This is a genomic window from Testudinibacter crocodili (assembly GCF_006228025.1).
Classification (GTDB): Bacteria; Pseudomonadota; Gammaproteobacteria; order Enterobacterales; family Pasteurellaceae; genus Chelonobacter.
The window spans coordinates 1-14711 of record NZ_VDHF01000078.1; the positions used below are offsets into that span (position 1 = coordinate 1).

15 protein-coding genes are annotated in these 14711 nt (G+C 45.6%); 8 read left to right on the forward strand and 7 right to left on the reverse strand.

The features are described 5' to 3' along the window. Nucleotides 1–83: 83 nt before the first annotated feature. Nucleotides 84–1454, reverse strand: coding sequence for a hypothetical protein (locus tag FHQ23_RS08695; protein ID WP_139613981.1), 1371 nt, complete (start codon nucleotides 1452–1454; stop codon nucleotides 84–86). Between the two features lie 136 nt (nucleotides 1455–1590). Continuing rightward, nucleotides 1591–2151, reverse strand: coding sequence for a 1,6-anhydro-N-acetylmuramyl-L-alanine amidase AmpD (gene ampD, locus FHQ23_RS08700; protein ID WP_139613982.1), 561 nt, complete (start codon nucleotides 2149–2151; stop codon nucleotides 1591–1593). A 115-nt stretch (nucleotides 2152–2266) separates the two neighbouring features. On the opposite strand from ampD, the gene FHQ23_RS08705 reads away from it, so the two are divergent. Genes FHQ23_RS08705 through FHQ23_RS08720 form a run of 4 tightly spaced genes read left to right on the forward strand, consistent with a single transcriptional unit; the run spans nucleotide 2267 to nucleotide 6156 of the window. Further along, a complete protein-coding gene (locus FHQ23_RS08705; RefSeq protein ID WP_139613983.1) occupies nucleotides 2267–2731 on the forward strand; it encodes a prepilin-type N-terminal cleavage/methylation domain-containing protein in 465 nt (154 codons plus the stop codon). Nucleotides 2732–2746: 15 nt separating this feature from the next. Beyond that, nucleotides 2747–4264 carry a GspE/PulE family protein gene (locus FHQ23_RS08710; protein ID WP_139613984.1) on the forward strand — a complete coding sequence of 506 codons (1518 nt, stop codon included), beginning with the start codon at nucleotides 2747–2749 and terminating at the stop codon, nucleotides 4262–4264. Then, nucleotides 4251–5444, forward strand: a complete 1194-nt coding sequence (locus FHQ23_RS08715; protein WP_139613985.1) for a type II secretion system F family protein — start codon at nucleotides 4251–4253, stop codon at nucleotides 5442–5444. Before FHQ23_RS08710 ends, FHQ23_RS08715 begins: the two co-directional genes overlap by 14 nt. 10 nt (nucleotides 5445–5454) lie before the next feature. Beyond that, complete coding sequence (locus FHQ23_RS08720; RefSeq protein ID WP_139613986.1) at nucleotides 5455–6156, forward strand: prepilin peptidase; 702 nt, start codon at nucleotides 5455–5457, stop codon at nucleotides 6154–6156. On the opposite strand, the gene FHQ23_RS08725 is transcribed toward FHQ23_RS08720, so the two are convergent. Continuing rightward, entirely contained in the window at nucleotides 6151–6918 is a 768-nt protein-coding gene (locus FHQ23_RS08725; protein ID WP_139613987.1) for a TOBE domain-containing protein, read from the reverse strand. The two genes, FHQ23_RS08720 and FHQ23_RS08725, sit on opposite strands and share 6 nt — an antisense overlap. Nucleotides 6919–7068: 150 nt before the next feature. Between FHQ23_RS08725 and modA the strand changes: the two genes are divergently transcribed. From modA to modC, 3 genes are all read left to right on the forward strand, one after another. Then, nucleotides 7069–7848 carry a molybdate ABC transporter substrate-binding protein gene (gene modA / locus FHQ23_RS08730; protein ID WP_139613988.1) on the forward strand — a complete coding sequence of 260 codons (780 nt, stop codon included), beginning with the start codon at nucleotides 7069–7071 and terminating at the stop codon, nucleotides 7846–7848. Nucleotides 7849–8029: 181 nt separating this feature from the next. Further along, entirely contained in the window at nucleotides 8030–8755 is a 726-nt protein-coding gene (gene modB, locus FHQ23_RS08735) for a molybdate ABC transporter permease subunit (RefSeq protein WP_176552289.1), read from the forward strand. A gap of 4 nt (nucleotides 8756–8759) precedes the next feature. Further along, a complete protein-coding gene (modC, locus tag FHQ23_RS08740; protein ID WP_139613989.1) occupies nucleotides 8760–9818 on the forward strand; it encodes a molybdenum ABC transporter ATP-binding protein ModC in 1059 nt (352 codons plus the stop codon). A gap of 76 nt (nucleotides 9819–9894) precedes the next feature. On the opposite strand, the gene frdD is transcribed toward modC, so the two are convergent. From frdD to frdA, 4 genes are read right to left on the reverse strand one after another with little or no spacing between them, the layout of a single operon-like run. Then, nucleotides 9895–10239, reverse strand: a complete 345-nt coding sequence (frdD, locus tag FHQ23_RS08745) for a fumarate reductase subunit FrdD (protein ID WP_139613990.1) — start codon at nucleotides 10237–10239, stop codon at nucleotides 9895–9897. Nucleotides 10240–10249: 10 nt separating this feature from the next. After that, nucleotides 10250–10648 carry a fumarate reductase subunit FrdC gene (frdC, locus tag FHQ23_RS08750; RefSeq protein WP_139613991.1) on the reverse strand — a complete coding sequence of 133 codons (399 nt, stop codon included), beginning with the start codon at nucleotides 10646–10648 and terminating at the stop codon, nucleotides 10250–10252. Nucleotides 10649–10658: 10 nt separating this feature from the next. Further along, on the reverse strand, nucleotides 10659–11399 hold the full coding sequence (locus FHQ23_RS08755) for a succinate dehydrogenase/fumarate reductase iron-sulfur subunit (protein WP_139610293.1): 741 nt from the start codon (nucleotides 11397–11399) through the stop codon (nucleotides 10659–10661). Between the two features lie 3 nt (nucleotides 11400–11402). Then, complete coding sequence (frdA, locus tag FHQ23_RS08760; protein ID WP_139613992.1) at nucleotides 11403–13190, reverse strand: fumarate reductase (quinol) flavoprotein subunit; 1788 nt, start codon at nucleotides 13188–13190, stop codon at nucleotides 11403–11405. Nucleotides 13191–13694: 504 nt separating this feature from the next. Here frdA and epmA point away from each other — a divergent pair. Then, a complete protein-coding gene (gene epmA / locus FHQ23_RS08765; RefSeq protein WP_139613993.1) occupies nucleotides 13695–14666 on the forward strand; it encodes an elongation factor P--(R)-beta-lysine ligase in 972 nt (323 codons plus the stop codon). The last annotated feature ends 45 nt before the right edge of the window (nucleotides 14667–14711 follow it).

Genomic DNA, 14711 nt, shown 5'->3' on the forward strand with positions numbered 1-14711 from the left:
TCCGCCCCTACTTTTACAACATGAATCGTATATTTAAATTACCTAGCAGATTTGGGCAGATATTATAAATCGACTTGAATGATTTAAATATGATGTCTCACCTCAACTATTAAAAATAGTTGGCTTAGTTTTTCGATTAATTGATCCACTTCATTTGTTGACGCAGCATCAAGATTAGCATTCCATTCATCTAACATGATCACTTTAATTTTTTGGTCTAAATGTTGTTGCAGTTCATTGAGATTATATTTTAATACTTCTCCGGTAGAGCAATGCGTTGTATTTGTTTGTGAAAACTGTAGATGGTGATAAGTTGGCAGGTAATAAGCTTGTTCTGCCAATTGTGTTTTCAGCCATATTAAATAAGACGATTTTCCGGCGCCGTTTGGCGCTTGAATTGTAATTCTTCCCTGTTTAGGTAGATTATTTTTTAAATATTCCAAGTTGATCATTTCAATATTAAGATTAGCAGATGTGCTAACGTTAAATTTATCCCATAAAATTCGCTGATAAATATCACTGTTTGTTGGCGGCGGTATCAGAGCTTGAAGTAATCCGTTTAATTTGGCTTTTAATGCAGACCATTGGGTAATATAGGAAATAATACTGTAGCAATATTGCAGCATAATGACCTGCCTTGGTAACGTTGCAATCAGCACCGCTAACATTGCTGGCGAAGTGCGGTATTGATAAAACAGAAATAGAATCAGCATAATAACCGGCAACATCATAATTAACATACCAACAGAGGAGACAATATTATTAAATTGTTTGCTTTTGACCGCGGAGAATAATAAAGATTGTTGTTTTTTCAGTAAGTCTTGTTGATAAAGATGATCATTATATTGATTGCCCAACGTACAGTTATCCCAGATTTGGGACAAGTGATGTTGCAATTCGGTACGATCTTGTTGTGCTTGGCGACTTTTTTCAGCGACATTAGTGTTGAATTTCAGGATAAAGCCTAATACTAATAACAGTCCGATAAAATAAGCATAAATAATATTGGCTTCTAACAAAAAGGCTAGAGTAATGATATTAAACAGTACATTTAATATCACGGCAATCCAATCATAAATAAAGCGATAAGATTCATCAATTACAAGAAAAGATTCAGACGATAAATAGGGCATCATGATTTTTTTCTGGTTTTTATCAGCATTGATGTTGCTTAAGCCGTAAAACAGTGTTCTGAATTGAGTATGGTAGCTGTTTAATGCAATTATTTTGGCTTTTTCCAATAAGCTGATAGAAATGACCGACGGAATATACACAATAATTAATGACACAATAAACAGTGATAAATACAGAAAATAGGGCTGTTGTGTGGCAATTCTTTCAGCACTGATCGCAATCCAATAGGTTGAAGAGGCGATAATAAACTGTTGTATCAGCAATAAGAGTAGCGAAAGCTTAAAAGTGCGGTTAAATAGCAGGGTGTAATATGTTTTCATCTTAGGCTGCGCTCACTTAGTTTTTATTATAAACAGACCATATAATAAAAAGATATTGATCACAAGCAGTGATGTGATACATGATTATCTGTATGAGATATATCACAAATTCTTATTTTAAATAGTATTTCTACTGTTAGGCGGATATTCCGCTAAGATAGCGTTGCCAATCAAAAAATTGACCCGGATCGATTTTTCTTCCCGGTGAAATATCACTATGCCCGACAATTCGTTCTGGGGTAATTTGTGGATAGTTTTGCATAATCAACGTGGTCAGTTGCTGCAAAGTGCGGTATTGCGCCGCTGTAAAAGGTTGATTATTTGAGCCTTCCAATTCAATACCAATGGCAAAATCATTACATTTTTCCCGTCCCTGAAAGCAGGATAAACCGGCGTGCCAAGCACGATCAGCAAAGCTGACGTATTGGGTAATTTCGCCCAAACGATTAATTAAACAATGAGCCGAAACCCGTTGCTGGTAAATCTCGGCAAAATAGGGGTGGATATTTGGCTCTAGTTTGCCCAGAAAAAGTTGATCGATAAAATTGCCGCCAAACTGCTCTGGTGGCAGGCTGATGTAGTGAATCACCAGCAGGGAAATATCGTCGGGATCAGGGCGTGCATCAAAGTGCGGTGACGAAATCTTGCGCACCGGCTGCAACCAGCCGTGCTGAATTCTTTGCGGGGGCAATATCATATTTTGCGATCTCAATTCCAGTAATTTTGCCGTTTTTAGATTTTTGTATGCAGCTTTGCGATGCTGAGGCGGTCAATTTTGAGCCGTCAATTTTTATCTAAATGAGGAAAAAATCATGCAACACTTTAATCTAAAATGCAATGTGAAAAACAAGCTTAAACACGGTTTTACCTTGGTGGAGTTGATGATTGTTATCGCCATTATTGCCGTGCTGGCGACCATTGCCGTACCGTCTTATCAAAGCTACACCCGCAAAGCGGCGCTGTCGGAGCTGCTGCAAGCTTCAACCCCCTATCGTGGCGAGGTGGAGCTGTGTATTTATAATACCGGCGCAACGACGGGTTGCAGCGGTGGTAGCAATGGCATTCAGCCGGATAAAACGGCAGAGAATAAATCGAAATATATCAAAACCATCGCCACCGCAGCAGGCAAAATCAGTGTCAGCGGTAAAAGCAGTTTAGAGGGCTACGGCTATACCCTGACGCCGAGCGGTGGCAACGGCAGTGAAATCAGTTGGGCGGTGGCTTGCATTGCGCCGAATTCAGATACGGCTATTTTCCCGGTTGGTTTTTGTTCGTAACGTCAGGAGTGTGTGATGAAAGAGAGTAGTCCACAACCAAACGAGATTCAGGTCAGCAGTCTGGACGGGCAAGTGTTTGATATCGAGCCATGGCTGTGGCAGCGCAATTGTCGTGAGCAATCGTTGCTGCTACGCTATTTCGCCTTGCCGCTGCAAGAAGATCAACAGCGGTTATGGTTGGGACTGGATTCGCTGGACAATTTGAATGCTTGTGAGGTATTTGCGTTTTTGCATGATAAAAGCGTGGAACCGGTGATTTTGGATAATAGTGTGTTGAAAAGTGCGTTGCAGCAATTAACCGTTACGCTATCTGACGGCACAGCAGATCAACTGCAAGACTATGCTCAGGCGGTATATCGCCACGATATACCAACCGAGCCAGCAGAGAGTCGTGATGAACCGGTGATTCAGTTATTGGAAACGATTTTTGAACAGGCGTTGGCGCAACGGGCATCGGATATTCATTTTGAGCCGGTATCACAGCCAAAATCACTGGCGCAGCTAAATACACAGGCGTTGCAAGTGCGGTTCCGGGTGGATGGTGTGTTGACAGTCAATCGACAAGTTGGGGCTGATTTTGCCAGCCGTTTGATTTCAAGAGTGAAATTGTTGGCACATCTGGATATTGCCGAAACGCGGTTGCCGCAAGACGGGCGCTTTCAATTTACCACCGCTTTTAATGATGTGTTGGATTTCCGTTTGTCAATTTTGCCGACCCAGTTGGGCGAAAAAGCGGTGCTGCGGCTGCAACAGAACAAACCGGTTGAACTGGCATTTTCCGAATTGGGCATGACCAAGCAGCAACAGCACTGTTTTCAGCAGGCGTTGCGGCAACCGCAGGGGTTGATTTTGGTGACCGGGCCGACCGGCAGTGGTAAAAGTATTTCGCTGTATACCGCACTTCACAGCTTGAACCAACCGGAAAAACATATAGTGACCGCTGAAGATCCGATTGAAATCAGTTTGCAGGGCATTGTACAAACCCAGATTAATCCGGCGATTGGCTTAGATTTCAAGCAACTGTTGCGCACTTTTTTGCGTCAAGATCCGGATGTGATTATGTTGGGTGAAATTCGTGATGAAGAGAGCGCACAGATGGCGATTCGGGCAGCGCAAACCGGACATTTAGTGCTGTCCACTTTACACACCAATGATGCACCAGCGGCGATTGGGCGTTTGCAACAGTTGGGCGTCCCAGAATATGAACTGGCGTCTTGTCTGTTATTGGTGATTGCGCAACGCTTGCTGCGCCGTCGTTGTGAATGTCGGCAAGTGGGGCAAGATAGCTGTGGCAAATGTCATCAAGGCTATTACGGTCGAATTGGCACTTATCAATTTTTACAACCGCACTTTTTTCAATCGAGCTTTGCTCAACCGCACTTTAACGATAAAACCAACCGTCACTTACCGACGGTGGAATATCAGTTGGATTTTGACAGTTTGTATCACAGTGGAATCGAAAAAGTGCGGTCTGGCGTGACCGATCTGGCAGAGATCCAGCGAGTATTGGGAGACGGCAATGGCGGAATTTAGCTGGCAGGCAGTGAATCAGTTGCAACGGCAACAGAGCGGTATGATTTTAGCGCCAAATGTCGAACAGGCAAAAGTGCAGTTACTGGCGCGTGGTTTACAGCAGGTGAAAGTGCGGCGCAATTGGCGCTTGTCATCGGCAGTCAGTCATGCCGAGATGTGCGAATTGATGCAGCAAATGGCGATGTTGCTGCAAGCAACGCTGCCGTTAAAAACCGTGTTACAAATGTTGAGCCTGAATTGCCAAAGCGAAAAATTACAGCGTTGGTTACAGCGGTTAGAATATGGAATCGCTGCGGGATATTCGTTTTCACAGACCTTATCCCAAGATCCACAGTTTTTGAGCGAGCGTGATCGGCAGTTGATTAGAATTGGTGAAACCAGCGGACAGCTTGCACAGATATGTCGTCAAATCGGCGAAGATAAAGCCAAAAAATTAGCATTACAGCGCAAATTGCAGAAAATTTTGTTATATCCGATGATGGTGCTGCTAATCTCTTTTAGTTTGACGGTGCTGTTGTTGCTGTTTGTGGTGCCGCAATTTGCCGAAATGTATCAACAAAATCAGCAGCAATTGCCGCTATTTACTCAATTTTTGTTGCAACAATCACAGATCTTGCAGGATTACGGCGGACGTTTGGCACTGTTATTCGCTTTGCTGATCGCCATCATAATCCGTGTTTACCGCCAAAATGGCAGAATGCGTCGCAAGTTGGCGCAATGGTTGGAGATGTTGCCGCTATTTGGGCGCTTAAATCAGCTTAGCTTGATTGTCGATTCCAGTCGCAATCTGGCGTTGATGCTGAATGCCGGGATTTCATTGAACCAAGCGTTGCAAACGTTTTTAAATCCACAGAAGTCGGCGGAATACAGCCTGTTACAGCAGGAGATTAGCCAGAGTTTGCAGTTGCTACAACAGGGGTACGCTTTTTCGCAAAGTGTCAGCAGCCGTTGGTTTCCGCAGCAGGCGCAGCAGATGTTGGTGGTAGGCGAAAAGAGCGGTTGCTTGGGACAGATGCTGCAACATATTGCTGACAATTATCAACGCCAGCTCAATCATCAGATCGATTTGTTGTCGCAACTGTTGGAACCATTGCTAATGCTGTTGATTGGCGGGCTGATCGGTGCGGTAATGTTGGGGATGTACCTGCCGATTTTTGATATGGGAGCAATGTTAGGATGATGTTGGAATAATGCAACCGAGCTTACTGTTGTTAATTTTTTTGGCACTGGCTATCGGGTTATGGTTGAAATATGCATTGGCAAATTTTGCTGAACGCTTGAACCGCACTTTGCGCCAACAGTATCAAGACTGCTATTTGCCACACACGCAGCAGCCACTAGCTGCAGATTATCACTGGCTGTTACCAATCAAAAGCCGTGTGCTGAATCGATTACCGCCGATTTTTGTCGGTTTGAGTTTGCTGATGAGTTGGTTTTCTTCTGATTTCTTAACCCAAATGTGGTTGTTGGCGCTGTTGGGCTTATTGACAGCAATTGGGGTGCTGGATTTTTACTACCGTTTGATCTCGACCGCACTTTGCCAAGCATTGGCACTGCTGGCATTGTTTGGGGCTTGGCAGCAGATTGGCTTGGTGTCACTGGAGCAGAGTGTGCAAAGCCTGTTGTCGGCTGCGGTGGTGAGTGGGTTGTTCTTCCAAATCAGCCATTGGATTTATCGTAAGGAAGTATTTGGTGAAGGCGATTGTTGGCTAATCAGCGCCCTCGCGATGTTTTATCCGTGGCAGCAATTGCCGTTATTACTACTGTTTGCCAGTGTATTAACGTTGCTGGCAGCATTGTTTGTTGGTCGCCGCCGGGCTGATTGGAAAACACAACAGCTGCCTTTCGCGCCTGCATTGAATATATCGGCAATAGTGCTATTTTTGCTATAGTGCTAATAGAATAATCTTCTCCGGATCAATGCTGACATATATTGAATCACCGATTTGATGTTGATCGGCAGAGTGGTAGCTGGCGCAAAACTCGATTTGCGGACTGAGCTGAATAATCGCTTCGTGGCTGTCTTGCTGTTGTTGCAGCGCGCGGATTTGACCTTTAAAACTGTTGGTTTTTTGTGCGTGTTGATGCAGGCTGACCCATGGCGCTTTAAACATCAGTAGTAATTCTTGCTCTGCTTGTAACTGCAAACGTTCGGCACTGGTTTGGGTGATCGAAGCGCTGATTGGACTATCTAACCCCTCAACTGCAATTTGCACTTGGCAATTCAATCCTTGTATACAAAGTTGTTGTACTCTGCCGATCAATTGGTTTCTGGCGCTACTTTGCAGGCTAAATTTGGCTGTGGCAGACAGCAGACTGGTGAGCGGAATGTTTTCGTCTTGCAAAATAACAAATGCTCGTTGTTGAGTTTGCTCCAGCAATTGATATAACTGCAACACCCGTTTAGCGTAGGCGGTCAGTGTGGTGCCGCCGCCCTCTTTGCCGCCGGTGCTGCGCTGTAATAACGGTCTTGGGCTGATTAAGTCCATTGTATTTAAATTATCCCAAGCGGTTTTATAGCTGATTCGTACCTGCTTCGCAGCTTGTGAAATCGAACCGCACTTTTCGATCTCATGCAGCAGACGAATGCGTCTTGGATCGACAAACAGTTGCTGTTGCAGTTTTATACTGAGATCGATATCAATATCTGCCATAAAAATTCCTGTTGCTTATCTTGTTGTTTAGGAAGGTTTGTGATTATCTTCGCATTTTAAAAGAAAACTCGGAATCTGGATAGACATCTTTTTTTATCGTTATATAATTAATTGCATATCGAATTTTTATTATCTATATTAGGAGAGATTATGTTGAAATACATTATTCGTGGCGGCAAAAGTGCGGTTTTGGCGCTGGCTTTGGCAGCAGTATCATTTTCAGGACTAGCAAATGACAAGTTGACGGTATTTGCCGCCGCTTCGATGACCAATGTATTGCAGGATCTGTCGGCTGAATTTAAGCAGACACAGCCGCAAACCGATGTGGTATTTTCATTTGCCTCCTCTTCAGTGCTGGCACGGCAAATTGACGAGGGTGCTCCGGCAGATATTTTTGTTTCGGCAAATTTAAAATGGGCGGATTTCTTGCAGGAAAAAGGTAAAATTATTGCCGATTCGCGTAAAATCGTTGCCGGCAACAAATTGGTGATGATTGCGCCCACAAGTGCCGGAGAATTGAAATTTGATTTGAACAACGACGAATGGCTGAAATATTTGGGCAAAAACTTTTTGTCAGTCGGCGATCCGGAACACGTTCCGGCAGGAATTTATGCCAAAGCAGCATTAACCAAGTTGAAGCAATGGGAGAAAGTGGAAACACAACTGGCACGTGCAGCCAATGTACGTGCGGCGTTGACGTTGGTTGAACGTGGCGAAGCCCCGTTGGGTATTGTGTATGCCACCGATGCAGCCGCTAGCGATAAAGTGCAGATCGTCGGCGTGTTTCCGGACGGCAGCTATGAAGCGGTGGAGTATCCGGCAGCAATTGTCAGCGGCCATGACAGCAAAACAGCACAGGCATTTATGGCATTCTTGGGCACTGACAACGCGAAAGCTATTTTGCAGAAATATGGTTTCAGCGTAGAATAATTGCTTAGGCAGTGTAGGGGCGGATTATATATCCGCCCGAACTAAATTTTACATTTTTCTATTTTAGATTAAATGGTTATACCGCACTTCGTAAACGGGCGGATATATAATCCGCTCTACTTTTGTGATAGCGTGCACTTTGATGGCGCTTTCATGTTAAAAATTTATCAAGGACATTTTTTTGATCGACAGCATAATCCAAACGCTCAGCCTCAGTGCGGCGGAAATCAGCGCGATTCAGCTTAGTTTAAACGTTGCGCTGTTTTCAATGCTGCTCAGTTTGCCAGCAGCGGTATTTTTTGCCTGGTTGCTGGCACGTCGTGATTTCTGGGGAAAGAATCTGCTGGACGGGATTATCCACCTACCGCTGGTGCTGCCGCCGGTGGTGATTGGCTATTTGTTGTTGCTGGCTTTTGGACGTAACGGTTTCATTGGTAAATATTTGCATCAATGGTTTGATTTCAGCGTGGCATTCAGTTGGCGTGGTGCGGTGATTGCTTCAGCGGTGGTGGCGTTTCCGTTGGTGGTGCGGGCGATTCGCTTGGCACTGGAAAATGTCGATCCTAAGTTGGAGCAGGCGGCTCGCACGTTGGGCGCAAACAGCTGGCGGGTGTTTTTCACCATTACCTTGCCACTCTCTTTTCCCGGCATTTTGGCTGGTTTAGTATTGGGGTTTGCCCGTTCGTTGGGCGAATTTGGCGCAACCATTACCTTTGTCTCGAATATTATCGGCGAAACCCAAACCATTCCGCTGGCGATGTACTCTTTTATCGAAACCCCCTCGGCAGAAGCAGCGGCGGCTCGCCTGTGTATTATTGCGATTATTATTGCCTTGCTGTCGCTGGTCTTGTCCGAATGGTTGGCGCAGCGTGCCAAATATCGGTTGGGGCAGCAGGCGCAAGGATAACCAAATGCTTGAAATTAATGTAAAAAAACAGCTTGGTAGCTTGGCGTTATCGGCTAACCTGCAAATTCCATCCAACGGTGTGACCGCACTTTTCGGCTTATCCGGCAGCGGCAAATCGTCGCTGATTAATTTAGTGAGCGGTTTATCAACCCCTGATCAAGGTTATATTCAGCTTAACAACCGCACCTTGGTTGATACCACACGCAAAATCAATTTACCGCCGGAACAACGCCATCTTGGCTATGTGTTCCAAGATGCGCGCCTGTTTCCGCATTACACCGTGAAAGGCAACTTGGCTTACGGCAAGAAAAATGTCAGCAAAGCCGTTTATCAAGAAATTATCGAATTATTGGGCATTGAGCATTTGTTGAAACGTTATCCGCTCACCCTGTCCGGTGGCGAAAAGCAACGAGTGGCGATTGGGCGAGCATTGCTGACCCAACCACAGATGCTGCTGATGGACGAACCGTTGGCCGCCTTGGATCTACCACGTAAACAGGAGTTATTGGATTACCTCGATCGCCTGGCGAAAGAGATCAAAATCCCAATTCTGTATGTCAGCCATAGTCTGGAAGAGCTGCTGCGGTTGGCGCAAAGGGTGATTTTGATGGAACAGGGCAAAGTGCTGGCGTTTGGCAAGTTGGAAACTATTTGGCAAAGTCCGCATTTTTTGCCTTGGAAAGGCGTGCAGCAGCAAAGTGCGGTTTTTAACCTTCCGATTGAGATGCAGCACCCGTTGTATCAAATGACCGCACTGGCATTTGGCGAACAGCACTTGTGGATTCAACAAGTTGAAAAAAGCGTGGGCGATTCGGTGCGGATTTGTATTTATAGCTCCGATGTGTCGATTATTCTCCAACCGGCAAAGGGCAGCAGTATCCGCAATGTGTTGGCGTGCCAAATCACTGATATAGAAACTCAGGCGCAACAGGTGGAAGTGCGGTTAAACGCCGACGGCTTGCAGTTCGGTGCGTCGATCAGCCGTTGGGCACTGGCGGAATTAAAACTCTCGGTCGGCATGTGGGTGTATGCGCAGGTGAAAAGTGTGTCGGTGATTGCTTAATTCTTTATTCGATACAAAATAAAATCCCTTTTATACGATTTGTGTAAAAGGGATCTTTTGTTAAAACTTCAACTGATTAAATATTGATGACTGCAAAAAACACCAACACAGAATACAGCGCCGCTAAGCCATAGAAAATCACACCGCTGGCAGGCAGGTGGACTTTGAAATCATGCAATCCGTGGTGTAAACGGTGCATGGCACACCACATCGGGAAGATTGCTACGGCTAATAAAATCAATTTTCCGATAATACTTTGTGAAAATGCCACCATATTATTGGCATCGACTAAGCCTAACGGATAAAGGAACAGCAGAATTAATGCCAACACCGGGAAAATAATGGCACTGATGGTTCCGCCTGCGCCGAAGAGCAGCCATACGACCGGTTCGTTGGAACGTTTTGGAGCTTGTTTCATCATTTCCCCCTTTTTAGATATAAACCAGAATAAGTGTTAATACCGATGCTGCAATGGTAATCACCCACATCAGGTTTCGGATTACAGACTGCGGTAACCGCTCATTTTTATAGATTAAATTTAACGCTTTTGGTGTTAAGCCGTACCACGTTAATGTGTTATAGACCACGCCTGCCATAGTGATAACATTCAGGATAATCACTAACGGATTTTTCAGGAATGAAACGAAATTGCTTTCAAATGTTCCGTTGCCTAAACACAAGAAACCGTACAGCAACACGATACAGAACCAAATAGTCGGAAGTGCGGTTGATTCGCGCAGAATATAAAGCTTATAAAACTCTATTTTTTTCCACCAGTTGGGTTTGACTTCACGCACATATTTATTGCGCTTGCTGGTTGTAGTTGTCATTCTTTGCTCCTTACTTTTGCGGTTTCAGCATGGCGATAACGTAGTCTTTGGCTGACTCGACTTTGCCTTGGTTCACACCCGCCGCCGGATCAACGTGTTTCGGACAGACTTCCGAGCAGTAACCGACAAAGGTACAGCTCCACACCCCGTTTTTACCGTTCATGATTTTCAAACGCTCGGCTTTGCCGTGATCACGGTTATCCAGATTGTAGCGGTGCGCCAGTGTCAGCACTGCCGGACCGACAAATTCAGGATTTAAACCGAATTGCGGGCAGGCGGCATAGCACAAGCCACAGTTGATACACATCGAGAAAGTGCGGTATTTTTCCAACTGTGCCGGTGTTTGCTTGGTCCGTTCGCCCGGAGGTGCTTTGTTGCCGATAATATACGGTTTGATCGATTCTAAACTTTCGATAAAGTGGCTGAGATCCACCACTAAGTCACGTTCAATCGGGAAGTTGGCCAGTGCCTCAACCCGCATAAAACCGCTGTAATCACGCAAGAATGTTTTACACGCCAAACTTGGTTTGTTGTTGACCATCATGCCGCAAGATCCGCAGATTGCCATGCGGCAAGACCAGCGGTAGGACAGTTCCGGTTCCAGTTCGTCTTTGATGTAGCCCAAGGCGTCCAATAATGAAGTTTGATCATCATAAGGTACTTGATAAGCCTTCAAGTAGGGTTCTTTGTCAACTTCGGGATTATAGCGAAGCACTTCGATAGTCATTGTTTTGTTAGCTAGATTACCCATTGCTTACTCCTTGTTTGCCTTTGCTGCTTCTGCGGCTTCTGCTTCCGCACCATATACACGTTTAGCAGGTTGCGATTTGGTAATCTTCACATCACTGTATTCAATTCGTGGTGCGCCGTCTGCATTGTAATAGGCGAGAGTATGTTTCAAGTAGTTGGTATCGTCACGTTCAACGTAGTCCAAACGTTGGTGTGCGCCACGTGATTCTTTTCGTGCAACCGCAGAAGAAGAGATCGATTGTGCCACATCGAGAATCGTACCTAATTCAATGGTGTAGAGAATATCGGTATTGAATACGCTGGAACGGTCGGACACCCGCACTTTTTTGAAGCGTTCTTTCAATTCGGCAATTTTATCCACGGTTTTTTGCATGGATTCTTCGGTACGGTAGATACCGCAGCCTTCTTCCATCGAGTCGCCCATCTCATCACGGATTTTCGACCAGCTTTCATTGCCGTCTTGATCCAACAGGGCGTGCAGGCGACCGACTACATCTTTGGCTTGCGCATCGACAGCCCCAGTGTTGACGTTTTGGCTTTCGACCGCTCTTTGTGCGGCGTATTCACCGGCCACTTTACCGATAACCACCAATTCCGCCAAAGAGTTCGAACCTAATCGGTTCGCACCGTGCAAGCCAGAAGAAGCACATTCACCTACTGCAAACAATCCTTTGATGCGAGTTTCCGCTTGTTGATCGACTTCAATACCGCCCATGGTGTAGTGCACCACCGGGCGTACTGGAATCGGAGCTTTCGCCGGATCCACACCTTCATAGGCTTTCGCCAGTTCACAGATGAACGGCAGACGCTCGTGCAGGTATTTTTCACCCAAATGACGCAGATCCAGATGCACCACATCCACGCCTTTAGCGGTTTTTAGCGTGCGACCCAAGCGCCATTCTTGCCAGAATGCTTGCGACACTTTGTCACGTGGGCCCAATTCCATGTATTTGTTTTCCGGTTTGCCGATTGGCGTTTCCGGTCCCAAACCATAATCTTGCAGGTAACGATAGCCGTCTTTATTGACCAAAATACCGCCTTCACCACGGCAACCTTCGGTCATCAAAATTCCGGTATTCGGCAATCCGGTCGGGTGGTATTGTACAAATTCCATATCACGCAACGGCACACCGTGGCGGTAAGCCATGGATAAACCGTCACCGGTGACGATGCCACCGTTGGTGTTGAAACGGAACGCACGACAGCCGCCGCCGGTAGCGATCACCACCGCATTGGCATTGATTTGTACCAAGGTGCCTTCCATCATGTTCATTGCCACCACACCACGGGCATGACCGTCGTCGGTCAGAATATCCAGCACAAAGTGTTCGTCATAGCGGATAATTTGCGGGAACTGAATCGAGGTTTGGAATAGGGTGTGCAGCAGGTGGAACCCAGTTTTATCGGCAGCAAACCAAGTGCGCTCGATCTTCATACCACCGAAACGACGTACGTTGACTTCCCCATCGTCACGACGACTCCACGGGCAGCCCCAACGCTCTAACTGGGTCATTTCAATCGGTGAATGCTCAACAAAATGTTCAACCACATCTTGTTCGCACAGCCAGTCACCGCCGGCTACCGTATCATGGAAATGCTTGTCATAACTATCTTCGGATTTGATGACGGCTGCGGCACCGCCTTCGGCTGCCACAGTATGACTACGCATCGGATACACTTTTGATATTAAGGCAATCTTGAGATTCGGGTTAGCTTCCGCAGCTGCAATCGCAGCCCGTAAACCGCCGCCACCGGCGCCGACAATTGCAATATCGACATTGATAGTTTGCACGATATTCCTCCAGGATAGATGTAAGTAAAAGTAATGATTTAGAGTCAAAAAGTAATATAAACCGTGAGTATGATTTTTTGATCAAAGTCATTTTGCCATTTTTTCTCCAACAGTTTAATTGTTTTTTGATAAATGCCCTGAAAAAGGGGACGTTTCGTGATCTACCTCAAAAAAGTTAGTAGATTTAATAACTTACTCTTATAGTCAAGTATTGGGTATTCCTTTGTGTAAGATTCGATTGTGACTTTACGGGATAACCGATAAAATGCGCACTTAATGTTTATTGGCAACAGAAGCAAAGTAGAAACAAAGTAGGGTCAAAGTAGCAAAGTAGGGGCGGATTGTATATCCGCCCGAACCGCACTTTGTATTTATTCTTTATTGATTAAATGCTTATACCGCACTTCGCAAACGGGCGGATATACAATCCGCCCCGACTACTGCAATCTAGACCGTGTGTTTAACGCTTTGCCGATGCCTTGATTTACTTTTGGGATCCTATGTATGATTTTACAGCAACAATGGCAACCCAGTGCGGCGATAAAAAATATTATTGCCCGTGCCAAGATTATTGCGGAATTACGCAGTTTTTTTATTGATCGTGGTTTATTGGAAGTGGATACCCCGATTTTAAGCGAATATGCAGTCACCGATGTGCATCTTGCGGTGTTTGAAACACAGTTTAACGCACCTTTTCAATCGGAAGCTAAACCGCTTTTTTTAGGCACCAGCCCCGAATATCATATGAAACGTTTGCTGGCTGCCGGCAGTGGACCGATTTTTCAGATTTGCAAAGTGTTCCGCAATGAAGAGGCTGGGCGGAATCACAATCCTGAATTCACGATGTTGGAGTGGTACCGACCGCACTTTGATATGTATCGCCTGATTAATGAAGTCGATGATTTGCTGCAACAGATTCTGGACTGCGAACCGGCAGAATCGTTTAGTTACCAGTTTATTTTTCAGGAATATGTTGGTTTGGATCCGCTGTCGGCAGAAAAAACCGAGCTGGCAAAAAAAGCGGCCGAACATGGCTTGGTCGATGCCGCCAAGCAGTCGCGCGATATGCTGCTGCAATTTTTGTTCAGCCAAATTGTCGAGCCGAATATCGGGCAGGAGCGTCCGGCAGCGGTCTATTATTTTCCCACCTCGCAAGCGGCACTGGCGCAAATCAGCTCGGAAGATCACCGTGTGGCGGAACGATTTGAGTTTTATTACAAAGGCTTGGAGCTGGCGAACGGGTTTAATGAGCTGACCGATGCTGACGAACAATTGCACCGTTTTGAACGAGACAATAAGCAGCGCACAGCAAGCGGCTTGCCACTGCGTGAAATTGACCCACGTTTTATTGCCGCTTTGCAGCAAGGTATGCCGCAGTGTGCTGGTGTGGCGCTGGGTGTTGATCGTTTGTTGATGATTGCTTTGGGGCAACAAAATATTGCCGATGTGATCAGTTTTAGTATTGATAATGCATAGTTCTAGTGGGTAGTAACAAAGATTAGGTGACAGGAAATAGGAGAG

Excerpts from the sequence above, each read along its gene's own strand:
- FHQ23_RS08705 (WP_139613983.1), top strand. The coding sequence starts at position 2,267 with ATGCAACACTTTAATCTAAAATGCAATGTGAAAAACAAGCTTAAACAC.
- frdD (WP_139613990.1), bottom strand. The coding sequence starts at position 10,239 with ATGATGAAACAAGCTCCAAAACGTTCCAACGAACCGGTCGTATGGCTG.
- frdC (WP_139613991.1), bottom strand. The coding sequence starts at position 10,648 with ATGACAACTACAACCAGCAAGCGCAATAAATATGTGCGTGAAGTCAAA.
- FHQ23_RS08695 (WP_139613981.1), bottom strand. The coding sequence starts at position 1,454 with ATGAAAACATATTACACCCTGCTATTTAACCGCACTTTTAAGCTTTCG.
- FHQ23_RS08715 (WP_139613985.1), top strand. The coding sequence starts at position 4,251 with ATGGCGGAATTTAGCTGGCAGGCAGTGAATCAGTTGCAACGGCAACAG.
- epmA (WP_139613993.1), top strand. The coding sequence starts at position 13,695 with ATGATTTTACAGCAACAATGGCAACCCAGTGCGGCGATAAAAAATATT.
- modA (WP_139613988.1), top strand. The coding sequence starts at position 7,069 with ATGTTGAAATACATTATTCGTGGCGGCAAAAGTGCGGTTTTGGCGCTG.
- FHQ23_RS08710 (WP_139613984.1), top strand. The coding sequence starts at position 2,747 with ATGAAAGAGAGTAGTCCACAACCAAACGAGATTCAGGTCAGCAGTCTG.
- FHQ23_RS08755 (WP_139610293.1), bottom strand. The coding sequence starts at position 11,399 with ATGGGTAATCTAGCTAACAAAACAATGACTATCGAAGTGCTTCGCTAT.
- FHQ23_RS08725 (WP_139613987.1), bottom strand. The coding sequence starts at position 6,918 with ATGGCAGATATTGATATCGATCTCAGTATAAAACTGCAACAGCAACTG.
- ampD (WP_139613982.1), bottom strand. The coding sequence starts at position 2,151 with ATGATATTGCCCCCGCAAAGAATTCAGCACGGCTGGTTGCAGCCGGTG.
- modC (WP_139613989.1), top strand. The coding sequence starts at position 8,760 with ATGCTTGAAATTAATGTAAAAAAACAGCTTGGTAGCTTGGCGTTATCG.
- FHQ23_RS08720 (WP_139613986.1), top strand. The coding sequence starts at position 5,455 with ATGCAACCGAGCTTACTGTTGTTAATTTTTTTGGCACTGGCTATCGGG.